The sequence below is a fragment of the Streptococcus mitis genome (genome assembly GCF_047464945.1).
Taxonomy (GTDB): Bacteria; Bacillota; Bacilli; order Lactobacillales; family Streptococcaceae; genus Streptococcus; species Streptococcus mitis_EA.
Map to the genome: position 1 here is coordinate 454,011 of NZ_JASHAX010000001.1, position 15,867 is coordinate 469,877.

General features: G+C 40.5%; 14 protein-coding genes, 2 tRNA genes and 2 pseudogenes. 2 read left to right on the forward strand and 16 right to left on the reverse strand.

The genetic code is table 11. The features are described 5' to 3' along the window. Positions 1-3 precede the first annotated feature (3 nt). From sufD to QM424_RS02250, 11 genes are all read right to left on the reverse strand, one after another. Positions 4-1,266 carry a Fe-S cluster assembly protein SufD gene (gene sufD / locus QM424_RS02200; RefSeq protein ID WP_414392789.1) on the reverse strand — a complete coding sequence of 421 codons (1,263 nt, stop codon included), beginning with the start codon at positions 1,264-1,266 and terminating at the stop codon, positions 4-6. A 27-nt stretch (positions 1,267-1,293) separates the two neighbouring features. Then, on the reverse strand, positions 1,294-2,064 hold the full coding sequence (gene sufC / locus QM424_RS02205; RefSeq protein ID WP_000114489.1) for a Fe-S cluster assembly ATPase SufC: 771 nt from the start codon (positions 2,062-2,064) through the stop codon (positions 1,294-1,296). 150 nt (positions 2,065-2,214) lie between these two features. Then, positions 2,215-2,409: a DUF3272 domain-containing protein gene (locus QM424_RS02210; protein ID WP_001081602.1), complete on the reverse strand. Its 195-nt coding sequence runs from the start codon at positions 2,407-2,409 to the stop codon at positions 2,215-2,217. A gap of 27 nt (positions 2,410-2,436) precedes the next feature. Beyond that, the gene (gene dnaX, locus QM424_RS02215; protein WP_414392790.1) at positions 2,437-4,092 is read right to left on the reverse strand and encodes a DNA polymerase III subunit gamma/tau; all 1,656 of its coding nucleotides are present in this window, start codon (positions 4,090-4,092) and stop codon (positions 2,437-2,439) included. Further along, the gene (locus QM424_RS02220) at positions 4,092-4,589 is read right to left on the reverse strand and encodes a GAF domain-containing protein (RefSeq protein ID WP_414392791.1); all 498 of its coding nucleotides are present in this window, start codon (positions 4,587-4,589) and stop codon (positions 4,092-4,094) included. The genes dnaX and QM424_RS02220 overlap by 1 nt, the downstream gene beginning before the upstream one ends. A gap of 85 nt (positions 4,590-4,674) precedes the next feature. Beyond that, entirely contained in the window at positions 4,675-5,877 is a 1,203-nt protein-coding gene (gene rpsA / locus QM424_RS02225) for a 30S ribosomal protein S1 (protein WP_414392792.1), read from the reverse strand. 161 nt (positions 5,878-6,038) lie between these two features. Next, positions 6,039-6,110: transfer RNA gene (locus QM424_RS02230), tRNA-Gln, on the reverse strand. A 9-nt stretch (positions 6,111-6,119) separates the two neighbouring features. After that, positions 6,120-6,200, reverse strand: a tRNA-Tyr gene (locus tag QM424_RS02235). Between the two features lie 49 nt (positions 6,201-6,249). Further along, positions 6,250-6,480 (reverse strand): DUF2969 domain-containing protein, encoded by a 231-nt coding sequence (locus QM424_RS02240; RefSeq protein ID WP_000037113.1) that lies wholly within the window; start codon positions 6,478-6,480, stop codon positions 6,250-6,252. A 97-nt stretch (positions 6,481-6,577) separates the two neighbouring features. Continuing rightward, positions 6,578-8,545 carry a peptide ABC transporter substrate-binding protein gene (locus tag QM424_RS02245; protein WP_049546373.1) on the reverse strand — a complete coding sequence of 656 codons (1,968 nt, stop codon included), beginning with the start codon at positions 8,543-8,545 and terminating at the stop codon, positions 6,578-6,580. A gap of 22 nt (positions 8,546-8,567) precedes the next feature. Further along, on the reverse strand, positions 8,568-9,590 hold the full coding sequence (locus QM424_RS02250) for a branched-chain amino acid aminotransferase (RefSeq protein WP_414392793.1): 1,023 nt from the start codon (positions 9,588-9,590) through the stop codon (positions 8,568-8,570). Positions 9,591-9,897: 307 nt separating this feature from the next. Here QM424_RS02250 and QM424_RS02255 point away from each other — a divergent pair. Both QM424_RS02255 and QM424_RS02260 read left to right on the forward strand, forming a co-directional pair. Continuing rightward, positions 9,898-10,152 (forward strand): annotated as a pseudogene (locus QM424_RS02255) (IS630 transposase-related protein); the annotation flags it as partial. Positions 10,153-10,258: 106 nt separating this feature from the next. Beyond that, positions 10,259-10,350, forward strand: a pseudogene (locus QM424_RS02260) (IS630-like element ISSsu3 family transposase); the annotation flags it as partial. Between the two features lie 165 nt (positions 10,351-10,515). On the opposite strand, the gene QM424_RS02265 reads toward QM424_RS02260, so the two are convergent. From QM424_RS02265 to QM424_RS02285, 5 genes are all read right to left on the reverse strand, one after another. Continuing rightward, a complete protein-coding gene (locus QM424_RS02265; protein WP_414392794.1) occupies positions 10,516-11,682 on the reverse strand; it encodes an ATP-grasp domain-containing protein in 1,167 nt (388 codons plus the stop codon). A 12-nt stretch (positions 11,683-11,694) separates the two neighbouring features. Further along, on the reverse strand, positions 11,695-12,435 hold the full coding sequence (locus tag QM424_RS02270) for an esterase family protein (RefSeq protein ID WP_414392795.1): 741 nt from the start codon (positions 12,433-12,435) through the stop codon (positions 11,695-11,697). A gap of 18 nt (positions 12,436-12,453) precedes the next feature. After that, positions 12,454-13,278 (reverse strand): alpha/beta hydrolase, encoded by an 825-nt coding sequence (locus QM424_RS02275; protein ID WP_414392796.1) that lies wholly within the window; start codon positions 13,276-13,278, stop codon positions 12,454-12,456. 136 nt (positions 13,279-13,414) lie between these two features. Continuing rightward, positions 13,415-14,629, reverse strand: coding sequence for a tRNA uracil 4-sulfurtransferase ThiI (gene thiI, locus QM424_RS02280; protein WP_414392797.1), 1,215 nt, complete (start codon positions 14,627-14,629; stop codon positions 13,415-13,417). An 8-nt stretch (positions 14,630-14,637) separates the two neighbouring features. Continuing rightward, entirely contained in the window at positions 14,638-15,780 is a 1,143-nt protein-coding gene (locus QM424_RS02285; RefSeq protein WP_414392798.1) for a cysteine desulfurase family protein, read from the reverse strand. Positions 15,781-15,867 lie beyond the last annotated feature (87 nt).

Below are 15,867 nucleotides of genomic sequence, written 5' to 3' on the forward strand. Positions count from 1 at the left end.
CCCTTAGCGTTTTGACAATTTTTCTTCGATAGTTGCAATCATTTCATCACGAACTTCCTTGACTGGAATCTCAACGATAACAGATCCAAGGAAACCACGAACAACCAAGCGTTCTGCAGTTGCCTTATCCAAACCACGGCTCATGAGGTAATACATATCTTCTGGATCTACCTGACCGATAGAAGCTGCGTGACCTGCAGTAACATCATTTTCATCAATCAAAAGAATTGGATTGGCATCTGAACGCGCTTGGTCTGAAAGCATGAGAACACGACTTTCTTGTTGCGCATCTGCTCCCTTGGCACCCTTGATAATGTGGCCAATACCATTGAAGGTCAAGGTTGCTTTTTCAAGAATAACCCCATGTTGAAGGATATTCCCGATTGAGTTGCAACCATAGTTAGTCACTCGAGTATCAATCCCTTGTACCTGACGACCACTTGAAAGAGCTACAACCTTGAGATCTGCATGACTACCATTTCCAATCAAGTCGCTATCAAAGTCCGCAACGACGTTCCCTTCGTTCATGACACCGATTGCCCAGTCAATGCTTGCATCGTTGCCTAATTTACCACGACGGCTAATGTAGGCAGTGACGTTTTCACCTAGACGGTCAATCGCAGCAAATTTCACTTGAGCACCAGAACGTGCAATTACTTCTACTGTGATATTAGCAGTTGCTTTGGCACTTCCTTCACCGCGTGACTCTAAACGCTCCAGATAACTAATCTTAGAATTTTTACCAGCGATAATCATAATATGCTTGTTAAACGGCACATCACTATCGCTGTCTTGATAGAAAATTCCTTCGATTGGTTCTTTAATCTCAACGTTATCAGGAATATAGAGAACAGCACCACTATTGAAATAAGCTGTATGGTAGGCTGCCAACTTGTCATCGTCATACTTAACAGATGACATGAAGAATTCTTCGATCAGCTCTGGAATTTCTTCTAAAGCTGAGTGAAAATCTGTAAAGACGACACCCTGTTCAGCCAACTCAACTGGAGTTTGCTCAAAAACAGTTTGAGTTCCTACTTGCACCAATTTCAAGTGGTTATCTAGTGCTGTGAAATCTGGAACATTTGCTGATGGCTCACTTTCTGTAATCGTTCCATCACCCAGATTCCAACGGTGGAATTTGACACGCTCAATAACTGGTAATTTCAAAGTCTCAATCTTGTCAAAAGCTTTTTGACGGAGGTCAGCCAACCAGCTTGGTTCAGCGTGCATTTCTGAAAAAAGTTTAATAGTTTCTTTAGTCATTTACTTCTCCTAAAAGATACGAGGGAATTACAATTCTTCCTTGTAGTCGTAGCCAAGTTCTTCAGCTAGTTTTGCGTATCCTTCACGTTCCAAACGCGCAGCCAATTCTGGACCACCAGAAAGGACAACACGCCCCTCCATCATCACATGTACCACGTCTGGTGTGATGTAGTTCAAAAGACGTTGGTAGTGAGTGATAATCATAGCACCAAAACCTTCACCACGCATGGCATTAACACCTTTAGACACAACTTTAAGAGCGTCAATATCAAGACCAGAGTCAATCTCATCAAGAAGGGCAAAAGTTGGTTCCAACATCAAAAGTTGAAGAATCTCATTACGTTTTTTCTCACCACCAGAGAAACCTTCGTTGAGGTAACGCTCAGCCATTTCTTCTTTCATGTTGAGCAATTCCATCTTCTCGTCAAGTTTAGTGATAAACTCACGAACTGAAATCTTCTCATCGTCTTCTTTACCAGCATTCATGGCTGCACGAAGAAACTCAGCGTTCGTAATACCAGGAATTTCTGATGGGTATTGCATAGCAAGGAAAAGTCCCATACGCGCACGCTCGTCAACTTCCAACTCAAGGATGTTTACGCCATCAAACAAGACTTCACCTTTGGTAACTTCATAGTTTGGATTTCCCATGATAGCGGCAGAAAGAGTCGATTTACCAGTACCATTTGGTCCCATGATAGCGGCGATTTCTCCTGTTTTCAGGGTCAGGTTAACCCCTTTTAAAATTTCTTTTCCTTCAATCTCTACGTGAAGATCTTTGATCTCTAATACTGACATGATAGTTCCTTTCTTTTTCAAGGCCTTTACAGTGCTTACTAGAAACATACTAGTTGTCTCTAGAAAATACGGTAAAAGGTCAATAAATATACTTTTATAGTATAACAAAAAAAAGCCTAAAAGGCTTTGATTTTGTCTAGAAGCTGAGGACTAGTCTTTTCCTTTTAAATGCTGGTCAATGACGTCTACAATCTTGCCCATCAAGTAACTAACTCGGAAATTTCTAAAAAGCAAAATGGCCCAAAAGGCTGCCATAATATAACGACCAGTCATCCAAGCTTCATTGAAAAAATAGGTCTCAGCAGCTGTAAACAGCGCGATGATAATAAATTGTTGTCTATTCATAAACTTATTGTATCATGAAATCTTTCTTTAGTCTTCCTCTACCTTCACTTTATCAGCCAAAAATTCAAATCCTTCTGGAATCAGGCTTTCTTTTGCTTCTTTTTCAGTTTGGGAAGATTTTGCTTTGGCTGAAAAGGCTGCGCGAACTTCTTTCCATTCCTCCATGGAAATAGCTAAAATCTCGGGTGAAAAACCTGCTGCCTGACTGAGGATGTTGCCAAACATAGTGTTGAGATTGTCCCGTTTCATGGTTTGACCAGCATTAAAGTTAGACTCAAAAGCAAGAATAGCATGGTGTTCATTAGCCGCAACCGGTTGAGAACCAACTAGCAGAGCCTTATCAGGACCTCCAAGACTTTCAATCACCTCTCCCCAGGCATTCTGCAAGCGAATCAGATTTTGACGTGCTAAATCAGGATTTTCGACGGCCTCTTGTAAGATCGATTGAACTTTATTGCGATCCACACGATAGACGGTCTTGCCTGCTGCTGGACGACTAGGCGCTAGACTAGTTGGTTTTGGTACAGTGCCCACAATTGCGAGTTCTTGTTTGAGACGGGCGACTTCCTGTCTCAGTGCAGAAATTTCACTTTCAACAGCTCCTGAAAGCGAAGATTCAGGATTGATTTCCGCTAAACGGATGGTCATCATCTCAGCATAAATCTTAGGCTGCAAACTAGACTTAATATCTGCTAAACTGACTGTCGCCAAGCGAATCATTTCAAACAGATTTTCTTGAGGAAGAGCTAAATTCTCAACAAAGACTGGACTATGATGAGTGTTTTCTCCCCCTGTTTGAACAATTAACAAATCTCTTAAATAGTGCAAAAGGTCGGTCACAAAACGAGTCATGCTCTTACCATTGTCAAAAAGAAGATTCAAGCAAGACAAAGCCTTGGGAACATCCTGTTGAGACAAGGCAGCCACATAATCATCCAATGCTGATAGGCTAATGGTGCCAGTAATTTCTTCAGAGATGGCAGTCGTCAATTCATTTCCCTGCGTCAAACTCAGGGCTTGATCCAAAATAGACAAGGCATCTCGCATTCCTCCTTCAGCCCGTCTGGCAATGATTTCCACAGCCTCTGGTTCAGAACTGATATTTTCTTTTTCTAAGATATAGTGGATATGTTCCTTAATATCCTGTGTCTTAATCGATTTAAATTCAAAACGTTGCACACGGGATAGAATAGTGGCAGGAATCTTGTGCAATTCAGTAGTAGCCAAAATAAAGACCACATTCTGTGTTGGCTCTTCCAGCGTCTTTAGGAGGGCATTAAAAGCCCCTGTAGACAGCATGTGAACCTCATCTATGATATAAACCTTATAACGAGCAAGGCTAGGCGCATAGGTAGATTTATCGCGAATTTCACGGATTTCATCCACCCCATTATTAGAGGCCGCATCCATTTCAATGACATCTTCTAAACTACCGTCCGTCACTGCCTGACAAATATAGCAGTTATTACAAGGTTCCCCACCCACTTGATTGGGACAGTTCATAGCCTTAGCAAAAATCTTAGCTACACTGGTTTTTCCTGTTCCACGTGGACCAGAAAAAAGATAAGCGTGACTTATTTTCTCTTGCTCTACTGCTTGTTTAAGAGTCTTAGCCACAACTTCCTGTCCAACCAACTGGGAGAAGTTTTGACTTCTATATTTTCGATAAAGTGCTTGATACATTAGGCTTTCTCCCCAAACATTGTAAAGTCCCATTCTGTCTTTTCAAGCAAAATAGCGACAAATTGTTCCAAATAATCTCGATCCATAGCATCATAATCATCAATCTCTGAAGAATCAAGATCCAGAACCCCGAGCAATTGACCATTCTTCATCATTGGCACAACAATTTCACTTTTAGCTCGACTATCACAAGAAATATAGTTGGGATAAGTCCTTACATCACCAACCAGAACAGTTTCCTGAAAATGAGCCGCCTCCCCACAAACACCCTTGCCCAGTGCAATATGGATGCAGGAAACACCTCCCTGGAAAGGACCTAAAACCAATTCCTTTCCATCGAACAGATAAAAGCCTGCAAATACGGTATTAGGAAAGCGTGATTTTAGAAGAGCACTGGCATTGGAAAGATTAGCCAAAACATTGGTTTCACCTTCCAATAAAAAAGAGAGCTCTTCATTTAAGATTTGATAACGTGATTGTTTTTCTGATTCTAACATAGAACTATTATATCAAAAAAGGCTTACAGACAAAAGAAAAATCCCTTGTTTAGTAAACAAAGGATTTTGTGAATTTTCAATTTGATTAAAGTTCGATATCACCGAACAAGTCAGCCATTGAGAATCCTGTTTGTGTTTCTGGAAGTTCGAAATCACGTTTTTCTTGACGTTTTGGACGACGTGGACGAGCAACACGTTTTTCTTCTTTTTGTCCTTCTTCTTGAGCTGGACGCTCTTCAAGAGCTTTAATAGAAAGTGATACGCGCTCTGCATCTGCGTTAACTTCAAGAACTTTAACTTTAACTTCTTGACCAACTTTAAGAGCTTCTTTTGGATTTTCAATACGTTTGTGTGAAATTTGTGATACGTGAACAAGTCCATCGATACCTGGCAATACTTCAACAAATGCACCGAAGTCAGTCAAACGTTTAACTGTTCCTTCAACTACATCACCTTTAGCCAATTTTTGCTCAACGCCATCCCATGGTCCAGGTGTTGTTGCTTTAAGTGAAAGTGATACGCGTCCTTCTTCTTCGTTAAGATCAAGGATTTTCACTTCAATTTCTTCACCAACAGTTACAACTGATTTTGGTGATACGTTACGTTCATGTGACAATTCAGTCAAGTGAACCAATCCGTCAACACCACCAAGGTCGATGAAAGCACCGAAGCTTGTAATACGTGCAACTTTACCAGTTACTACATCACCAACAGCCAATTTACCGAATACTTCAGCGCGAGCTGCTGCTGTAGCTGCTTCAACAACTTCACGACGTGAAAGGATGAAGCGGTTTTCTTTAGCGTCAACTTCTTTGATTTTAGCATCAAATTCTTGACCTACAAAACGCTCAGTGTTACGTACGAAACGAGTATCCAACATTGAAGCTGGGATAAATCCACGAACACCTTCAAATTCTACTGAAAGTCCACCTTTAACGGCACGAGTTCCTTTAACAGTAACAACTTCTTCTTCGCGACCAACAAGTTTGTCCCATGCTTTGCGAGCTTCAAGGCGTTTTTTAGATACAAGGTATGTAACTGTATCAGTATCTTTACCAACTACTTGACGAAGTACAAGAACATCCAATACTTCTCCTACTTTAACAAAGTCATTGATATCTGCATCGCGATCGTTTGTCAATTCGCGAAGAGTCAAGACACCTTCAACACCAGTTCCAGAGATTGCAACGTTAGCTTGAGTCGCATCAACTGTCAATACTTCAGCACTAACAACATCACCAGTCTCAACTTGGCTAACGCTATTTAGCAAATCTTCAAATTCGTTCATCTAAAAAATCCTCCAACAATCAAGTTTTTCTTAAACTTGACATACTTATAATTTTTTTCCTAAGCACCCGCAAGGACATGTTCATATCGTTCACGTCTTTCAATTATAAAAATAAAATACCCTAAGATATTTTGCTTTTTATCTTGATTATTACCTAAGAACTGGGGTAGCTGGATTCGAACCAACGCATGAGGGAGTCAAAGTCCCTTGCCTTACCGCTTGGCTATACCCCATTGATGAAATGGAGAGAGAGGGATTCGAACCCCCGAACCCGAAGGAGCGGATTTACAGTCCGCCGCGTTTAGCCTCTTCGCTATCTCTCCTACAATCAACATGGACTATTATATCATGAAAATTTCAAAAAAACAAGACTTATTTTGCTAAATTATAATTTTCAATCAAAATTTCCACAGCTTTTTCCAATTTTTTATAAAAACTATCGACATTCCCATTCTTTATGATGGCAAATTGTCCGTCTAATTCGGCAATTTCTCCGATAACTTTTTTACCAATGGTCAAGGTATAACCTTCAAAACTGTCTTTTCCTACATTAACCTTAGCATCTGCTACTTGAATTTCGATTTTTTTATCTTTCTTACTCATTTCATACCTCTCTTCACTTTTTCTATTTTACAAGAAAATCCCAAAACTAGCAAGAAAAAACTCTATATCAGGCTTGTCTGATATAGAGTTTTCTGCTTTATTTAATGTGTTTTTCTAGTTCTTTTTGGTACTTACCGTTTGATTCCAATTTTTCTTTTTGCCATTTTTTCAGTGCTTCTTCATATTCTTTTGTTGTAACGATATCTTTTTGCAATTTCATTCCTTTAAAGATATATGGGTCACCTTTAATACCAACTTGTGAGTATGGTTTTGAGAATGGCACGACATTACTTACAACTGGAGAACCACCAGATGAAGCTGTTGGCATCAATAATGAACTATCTGTCAACCAAGCTTGAGCCTTGGCATATTTTTCATATCGTTCTTCAAGATTCGTAGTTTCTGAATCTGCATCATCCAATAATTTCTTATACTGGTCCAAACCAAGTTTCGCTACAACATCCTTATCTTTCCCTTTAGTAATACCAAGGTGTTTCATAGCAGAACCTGATTTAGGGTCCATGATATTCAAGTAAGATGCTGGGTCTTGATAGCTTGGAGCCCATCCTGTACTGTTCAAATCATAGTCTTTTTGAGAAGGAACACGCGCTTGAGAAGTGATTGTTTCCTTTTCATTATCTGTCATTTGAAGAACATCGATGACAACATTTTCAGCACCAAGAGTTGATTCGATTGACTGTTTGAAAGAGTTGCTTTGTTGAACAGCGATGGTATCTGTTTGTTCAACTGGGACATCCAAGTGAATTGGGAAAGTTACCCCTTTAGATTCCAAGTCTTTCTTAGCTTTTTCGAACGCAGCTTTAGCCTTATCAGGGTTGTAGATAGAATCCTTACCGTCAACTAGCTCAACACCTTTCCATTGGTCACCATAGTTCACCAACTCAGCTTGAGCGATGTGACCAAAGTTTTTACCACCTGCTTGTACAAAGTTATCAGGAACGAGACTGTTACGAATAATCTTGTCCGCACCGTCTTCACCATTTAGCTGGGCAGCATAAGAATGGCGGTTGAAGGCAAAGTTGATAGCCTGACGGAAGTCCTTATTCAGCATAGCTTCTTTAGTAGAAGTCTTTTGCTCTTCACTTGTTTTCGCAGTTTTATTGTATGACTGACGATTTACGTTAAAGGTGAAGTAATAGCTACTTGAGTCCTGTGGGCTATAAGTAATTTTATCTCCGTATTGTTCCAAAGTTGAAGCAAAGTTTGAGCTACTTGGGAAGAGACGAGCTGTCGTATAGGCACCAGAAGAGAAACTACGGATCAACGATTCCTGATCAGAACCATCGTAGTAAGTCAATTTAATCTTCTCAATTTTTACCTTTTCTTTATCCCAATAGTTTGGATTTTTCTCGTATTCGATTAACGATTTAGAAGTCAAGGTCTTCAAGATATAAGGACCATTGTAAAGAATCCCTGCTGGAGTAACTGCTCCATAATCTTTACCTGATGCCTTCAAAAACTCTTCATTTACAGGCAACATCGTAGCTGTTGTAACTTTAGAGTTCCAGAAACTTTCTGGTTTGTTTAGGGTATATTCAACTGTATAATCGTCCAAGGCCTTAACACCAACTGTAGAGAAATCGTTCGTCTCACCAGTCATGTAGGCATCCAAGCCCTTAATTGAATTTTGGATGAGAGAGACACCGTCTGACTTACCGTCAGCTACGTGTTTCAATCCTGTTACAAAGTCATGGGCTGTTACTTCTGCATATTCTTCACCCTCAGAAGTGTACCATTTAACCCCTTTACGAAGTTTGTAGGTATAAGTCAAACCATCTTTTGACACAGACCAATCCTCAGCCAAGGAAGGAATAACATTTCCGTACTGGTCGTTTTCCATCAAGCCATCAACCACGTTCCCGATGACATCTGTTGTAGATGTACGAGTCGCTATACTATAGTCCAAAGATGCTGGATCTACTGCATAGACATATGAAAATGTTGTCGGTGCATCTGCTTCTTTATCAGCTTTTCCACAAGCCACTAAAAGAGCTGTTGTGCTCAGGACCACTCCTGCTGTTAAGAGCCACTTTTTCGATTTCATCAAAAATCTCCTTTTGTTTGTTTTAATCTACTTTTACAATCCAACCTTCTGGCGCTTCAATATCACCAAACTGAATACCTGTCAATTCATCATAGAGTTTACGAGTCACAGGACCAACTTCTGTTTCACTATAGAATACATGGAAATCATCTCCGTGCTGAATTCCACCAATTGGTGAAATAACTGCTGCTGTACCACAGGCACCTGCCTCTACAAAACGGTCAAGGTTATCAATTGGGACATCTCCCTCAATAGGAGTCAAGCCCAAGCGGTGTTCTGCCAAATAAAGCAAAGAATACTTAGTAATAGATGGCAAGATAGATGGACTCAATGGTGTTACAAACTCATTGTCAGCTGTAATTCCAAAGAAGTTAGCTGAACCGACTTCTTCAATCTTTGTATGAGTTGAAGGGTCTAGGTAGATAACATCTGAGAAATGACGTGATTTCGCCAATTTCCCTGGCAAGAGACTGGCAGCATAGTTCCCACCAACCTTAGCCGCACCTGTACCATTTGGAGCGGCACGGTCGTATTCATCCTGAATCAAGAAGTTGGTTGGAACCAAACCACCCTTAAAGTAATTTCCAACTGGCATAGCAAAGATGGTGAAAATATACTCTTCTGCTGGTTTAACCCCGATAATATCTCCAACACCAATCAAAAGTGGACGAAGATAAAGGGTTCCACCTGTTCCATATGGTGGTACGTATTCTTCATTCGCGCGGACAACTGCCTTACAAGCTTCTACAAACATGTCTGTCGGAACTTGTGGCATCAAGAGACGATCACAAGTACGTTGCAGGCGTTTAGCATTTTCGTCAGGACGGAAAAGTTGGACACTACCATCCTTAGTACGATAAGCTTTCAAACCTTCAAATGCCTGTTGACCATAGTGAAGACTTGGAGAAGACTCTGAAATATGCAAAGTTGCATCCTCTGTAAGCCCTCCTTGATCCCATTGTCCATTTTTAAAATGAGCAATATAGCGATAAGGTAATTTCATATAGGAAAAACCAAGGTTTTCCCAATCAATCATTACTGTCATATTCCACTCCTTATTCTAAAAACCTATTTCTTATATTCTACACTATTTTTCTAAAATAGCAAGCATATTTTGTAATTTTCAGAAAATTTCTTCAATAAAAAGAATCTAATCTATCTGTCGTAATAAATCCTATATAGAGATTGCATAAAGAACTCAAATTATTCTTCTATCTCGTTTGGTGCGACCTATTCAATAACTGAACTTATTTTTGACATACACAGAGTCCATATATAAGATCAGTAAGAAGTCTCAACAGAGATATCGCGAATTGAATTAAAAATAGCATATGATGTGGTGCAGTCATCTTATGCCATATTCAATAGATTTACGTAAAAAAAGTTCTTGCCTATTGTAAGCGAACAGATAATATAACAGAAGCATCACACGTTTTCCAAATCTCACGTAATACCATTATCTAAAAGAGAAAATAGGTGATCTAAACCATCAAGTAAAAGGAACAAAACCAAGAAAAGTTGATAGAGATAGACTTAAAAACTATCTTACTGACAATCCAGACGCTTATTTGACTGAAATAGCTTCTGAATTTGGCTGTCATTCAACTATAGCATATTGAATCTAGAATAGCACATTACAGTTGCTAAAATATTTCTAGAAAAAATTGACTTTCTCAATCACTTTGTTCACATCTTATTTCAATCTACTATACTATCCACTATGCTCTCAAAGCTATGGGCTACACTCGAAAAAAAAGAATCACACCTACTATGAACAAGCCCCAGAAAAAGTAGCTTTATTTCTTATTCCTCCCCACTCACCTGAGTACAATCTTATTAAGAAAATCTAGGCTCATATAAAAAAGCACCTCAAAAGGAGGCTCTTTTGTCCTACTTTTGTTTCAATTCGCTGTGTTTCTCATAAAAAACAAAAGGATTAAGGGAGTGAATTTCCTTAATCCGAGAGTCTCTTAAGCCTGACGCTGACCAAAGTCCTTAATCATCTGATCCATTTCTTGTCGACTAGGTGTTGTCAGCATATAAAGGTAATCTCCTTGAAGTTCCGCAAAGGCTGCTGGCATGATTTTTTTAACCTTGAACTGCTGGCTATATTTGTCAAGCAAATCCTCCTCAGAATAGACATAATGAGCATTTGCACGACGGGATGTAGCTAAACAATACTGCGGTTCAAACTCTGACACTGGGAACTCTTCTCCTGCTACAATAGCAGCATATCCACGATAGAGATCCAAAGAGTGAGCAAAGTTATAAACATCAATGGTAAAACCACCTGCAGGACGGTTATTGTACTCAATGGCAATGTAATCGTCCCCCTCACGGAAGAACTCAATATGGAAGAACCGTTCTCTCATACCAAATTCTTTGACGATAGCCTCACCATATTTACGTAATTTGGGATCCATATCCTTGAGAACGTAATAAGAATTGTCCATCTTGTACATCATGAGATCAAGCGGTGTATAGGCGTAGTCAAAGGTTGTTGAGAAGACAATCTTTCCATCCTTGTCCACTAGACCATCAAAGGTACAAATTTCGCTAGAGGTGACAAATTTCTCAAAGAAATAAACAGTTGAATGATCCCACTCATCCTTGAAGTGATTGATATCGTCCTCTGTCTCAAGCTTAAAGGTGGCGGCTGCTCCCACTCCATTATCAGGTTTGGCAATCATTGGAAGGCCGATTTCGTTCACTGCTTGATCAACATCTGCTTCCGTCTTGATAACAGCTCCAGGGACCACAGGGACACCTGCTTTTTTGAAAAGCTTCTTCATTTCAGACTTAAATTTCGTCTTTTTGAGATCCTCTGGTTTGGCACCAAAAACATTGAATTGCTCACGAAGACTTGCATCCAACTCTAACCAATATTCATTGTGGGATTCAATACGGTCAATCGGGCCATGTTTATAAAAGAGAAAAGCAACTGCACGTTTGACTTCATCTATGTTCTCAAGGTTATCTACACGGAAATACTCGGTCAGGCTATTGCGCAAGGGTTCATCCAATTGCTCATATGGTTCTTGGCCAATCCCCAAGACGTTGATTCCTTTATTAGCTAGTTCAATGGTAAACTGTTGAAAGTTTTGAGGATAGTAGGGAGAAATAACAAGGTAATTCATAGGTAACTCCTTTTATAAATAGAGATTTCCAAGGAAATAAGGCATTTGTTTGCGCCACCATTCCCAGTCGTGGGCGACATCGTGTCCCCATTCAGCAAACCAGGCTGGAATTTGTTTCTGGTCAAAGGCTTCTTTAAGCTTGTAGAAGGATGGCAAACCGTCTTGTTCCCAGGCTCCAAGACCCGTACACAGCACAATCTCTGCCTGACGATAACGGTCAATAAACCAGCCGTCGTTCTGGTTCCAGATATAATCTACTGGCGAGTTTTGGTAAATAGCATCGTCATTGTAGTAATCGTCGACAAAGAAACGTGCGTCGTAAACGCCACTGAGAGCTATCACCTTGGTAAAGACATCTGGATGTTGGAGAAAAAAGTTGACTGCATGGTAGGCGCCCATCGAGCAACCTGTCGTCATCATTCCATCAAACCAACCTGTCTTGTGCTTGATAAAAGGAATGGCCTCCTCAATCACATAGCGTTCGTAGGTACGATGCATCTCCGCCTGGTCATGACCATGTTTCCAAGTGGCCAACCAGCTCTCACTGTCTACACTGGATAGGGTAAAGAACTGAACACGGCCTTCCTCGATAAAGGAAGAACAGGCATCAATCATGCCAAAATCATAGTATTCGTTGTGACTACCACCTGATGAAGCAAAAACCACAACTGGAATCCCAGCATGACCATAACGGTTAAGGTACATTTCACGGTTAAGATGGCCACTCCAGTGGCTAAGATGTTCAATATGCATATTTTCTCCTTTCTTACTTTACCAGTTTTCTGCAAAAAATCTCAGACAGTCTGGTAGATTTTCTGACCAAGGGATTTCACTATGGATGGCACCAGACTGAACTTTCAAGATAAGATTATCCAGATGAACTCCCCCTGCTATCAAATCATGGTAATAGCGAAGCGACGAGTCGATATAGGCTTGCTTGATATTGCCAGCCATCAGAGTCTTGTCTGTATCATCCGCTTCTTCCGTTCCCACATAGATGAAGATACGCTGATCAGGTGATAAATTTTGTCGCTCGATATAGCGATTAAAGGCTTCTTGGTGAAGCCAGTTGGCAGATGAAAAGACGCCCAAGCAACCAATTTTGTCTTGGTATTCCAAACCGATAAACTGGGTAATATTGCCTCCTAGCGACGAACCAATCATAGCCGTATGCTGGCGGTCTGCTTTTGTACGATAAGTTTCATCGATAAAAGACTTGACCACCTCCATGACAAACTCGGCATACTCCACACCCTTACCGCCAAATTGCTGTCCTGGGATAGGAGATTCTTGGAACTTCCAAGCCGCATACTCATTCATCCGACCCATACCATCATTATCAATAGCTACGACAATCATGCGACTGATATCAGGATTACGCTTAATAGCTGGGATAATTTTCCATGAATGACCAATGAAAGACTCTTTACTATAAAAAACATTTTGCCCGTCATGAAAGTATACAACAGGATAGGAACGGTCCGTGTCTTTCTCATAATCTTTAGGAAGAAGAACACGTACACGGCGCTCCTTACCAGTGTAAGGAACCTTGAGTTTGTGTTCTTTCATTTTTAGATAAAAGTAGGATTGATTCATTGTCAGAAAACTCTCTATATTCAAAATTTTATCTCATTATATCACATTTATAGAAAAAAAGTCAGTTTTGCTTCCACTTTTGGAATTAAAAACTAACTTTTTCATTTAATTTTCTAAATTCTTTTGGATTTTCTGATTAGAGGAGATTATCAATCAGGTCATCGACTTCATCTTTTTCAACCTGAGGTGTGATCTCAGTAATCATGATTCCAGCCACTGCTCGCTCAACCAAGCCTTCAACATCCATGCGTGCTTCATATTGCTCTGCATTCTTAATCTTAGGATTTGTTTTAGGACGGTCAGGCGCAAAAATGGTACAGCAGTCTTCAAAAGGTTGGATAGAAATTTCAAAGGTATCGATTTCCTGGGCGATGTCAATGATTTCCAACTTGTCCATAGTAACCACAGGACGGATGATGGGAGTGTTGGTAACTGCATTGATAGCCTGCATACTTTCAAGAGTTTGACTGGCTACTTGACCAAGACTTTCCCCATTGATGATAACTAAACCATTTCGTACCTCACGAATACGATCGGTAATCCGCATCATAAAACGACGCGTCAAGGTCATGAGATAGGCTTCTGGCGCTTTGGCTTTGATTTCCTCTTGAATCTCTGTAAAAGGAACTTCGATAAACTGGATATTGCCACCAAACTTGGTCAATTTACGAGTCAAATCCTGCGCTTTCTTGAGGGCGCCTGGACTAGTGTAGGGTGGGCTGGCAAAGTGAACGGCCTCAATATCTACCCCACGTTTAAGAGCTAGATAACCTGCTACAGGTGAGTCAATCCCTCCTGACAACATGAGCATGCCTTTACCAGAACTTCCCACAGGCAAACCACCGGCCCCACGAATAGTTTCATAAGAAATATAAGCAGCTTCCTCACGAATCTCCACCTGAAGATTGATGTCAGGACTTTTCATTTGAGCTTGCACATTTGGAATAGCTTCGAAAACAGCTCCACCAAGGGTTTGATTGAGTTCACGACTATCCAACTCAAAGTTGTGGTCGCTACGCTTGCTAGAAATTTTAAAGGTCATGCCATCCTTGTAGATGTCCTGCATAATCTCTTGGACAGCAGACTTCAGAACTTCTACAGATTTTTCAACCTTATAAACAGGGGAAAAGTTTTGAATTCCAAAAACTTGTTTGAGCGATTCTGCTACTGCTGTGTAATCTGCTCCATTGAGGTAAGCGTGGGCACGATCGCGATCTGCTGTTACCTTAACTTGGGGATAGATAGACAAAACGTCTGAAATATTATTGCGAAGTTTATTGATGAAACGCATACGATTTTTACCCTTGGTTGACAACTCTCCGTAGCGAATCATAATTTCTGAATACTGCATGAATGCTCCTATCTTACTTTTCTAGTTTGATTGTAAATCAATTTTAACTTGGTCAAAAACTGCTCGACCTGACTCATATCATTTTCAAGGTCTAGGCTTAAACGCACAGCTGACTGGGCCTTATCTTTATCCACTCCCATGGCAATCAAGGTGCCTGCAGGTTTACCTGCCTTGGACGAACAAGCAGAGGTTGTTGAAATGAAAATATCATAGTCTTCAAAGGCGTGAACGATGACTTCTCCACGAACACCCTTAATCCCAAAAGTCAGGATATGAGGGGCAAAATCTTCCTCATCTGAAAAGACAAAAATATCTGGATAGTCCAAAAGAGCTTGGCGAATCACTGCCTTCATCTGTCCTGTCTTGCTAGTAAAGAAATCTAGCTTTTCCATAGACAAACGGAGAGCTTTAGCAGTCGCTGCAATCCCTGCCACATTTTCAGTTGTTGAACGATAATCACGCTCCTGACCACCACCTGTTAAAAGAGGCGTAATTTTCTTACCAGACTTGATATAGATAAAACCAACACCACGAACTCCGTGGAACTTGTGACTAGAAAAAGTCGCGAAATCCACTCGTTCTGTCAGATACTTTTCAGTCGGAATCTTGGCAAGTGCCTGAACCGCATCAACGTGGAAGGAAATAGTCGGTTTGTCTGCCAATAGTTTTGAAATAGCCTCAATGGGCTGGATAGAACCGATTTCATTGTTAACTGCCATGATGGAAACGAGGGTCGTATCTGGTCGTATCAAATCTGCTAGCGCCTCAACATCCACAAATCCTTTCTCATTAACTGGAGCAAAATCCACTTCAAAACCTTGAGATGTCAACCAAAGAGCTGATTCCTTGACTGCTGGATGTTCAATGGCTGATACGATGATGTGCTTGCCAAACTGGGCTTTTTCAAAGGCCACACCCTTGATGACCCAGTTATCTCCTTCTGTCCCACCAGATGTAAAGAAGATTTCATCACTTTTCTTACCGATTAAATCTGCAATCTGTTGACGGGAAGCATCTAAAATTCGTGTTGCCTGGTCTCCCAAACGATGGAGACTAGATGGATTTCCTAAAATTTTTGAAGCGACCTGCATATAAGTTTCAAGTGCTTCAGGATAGGGCTTAGTCGTCGCCGAATTATCAAAGTAAATCATGTTTTCTCACGCTTTCTAAAATCACTCCTTCTATTGTATCATGAAACGGAGCTTGCGACAAGAAAGGGCAATTCCTCTTTTTTTAAG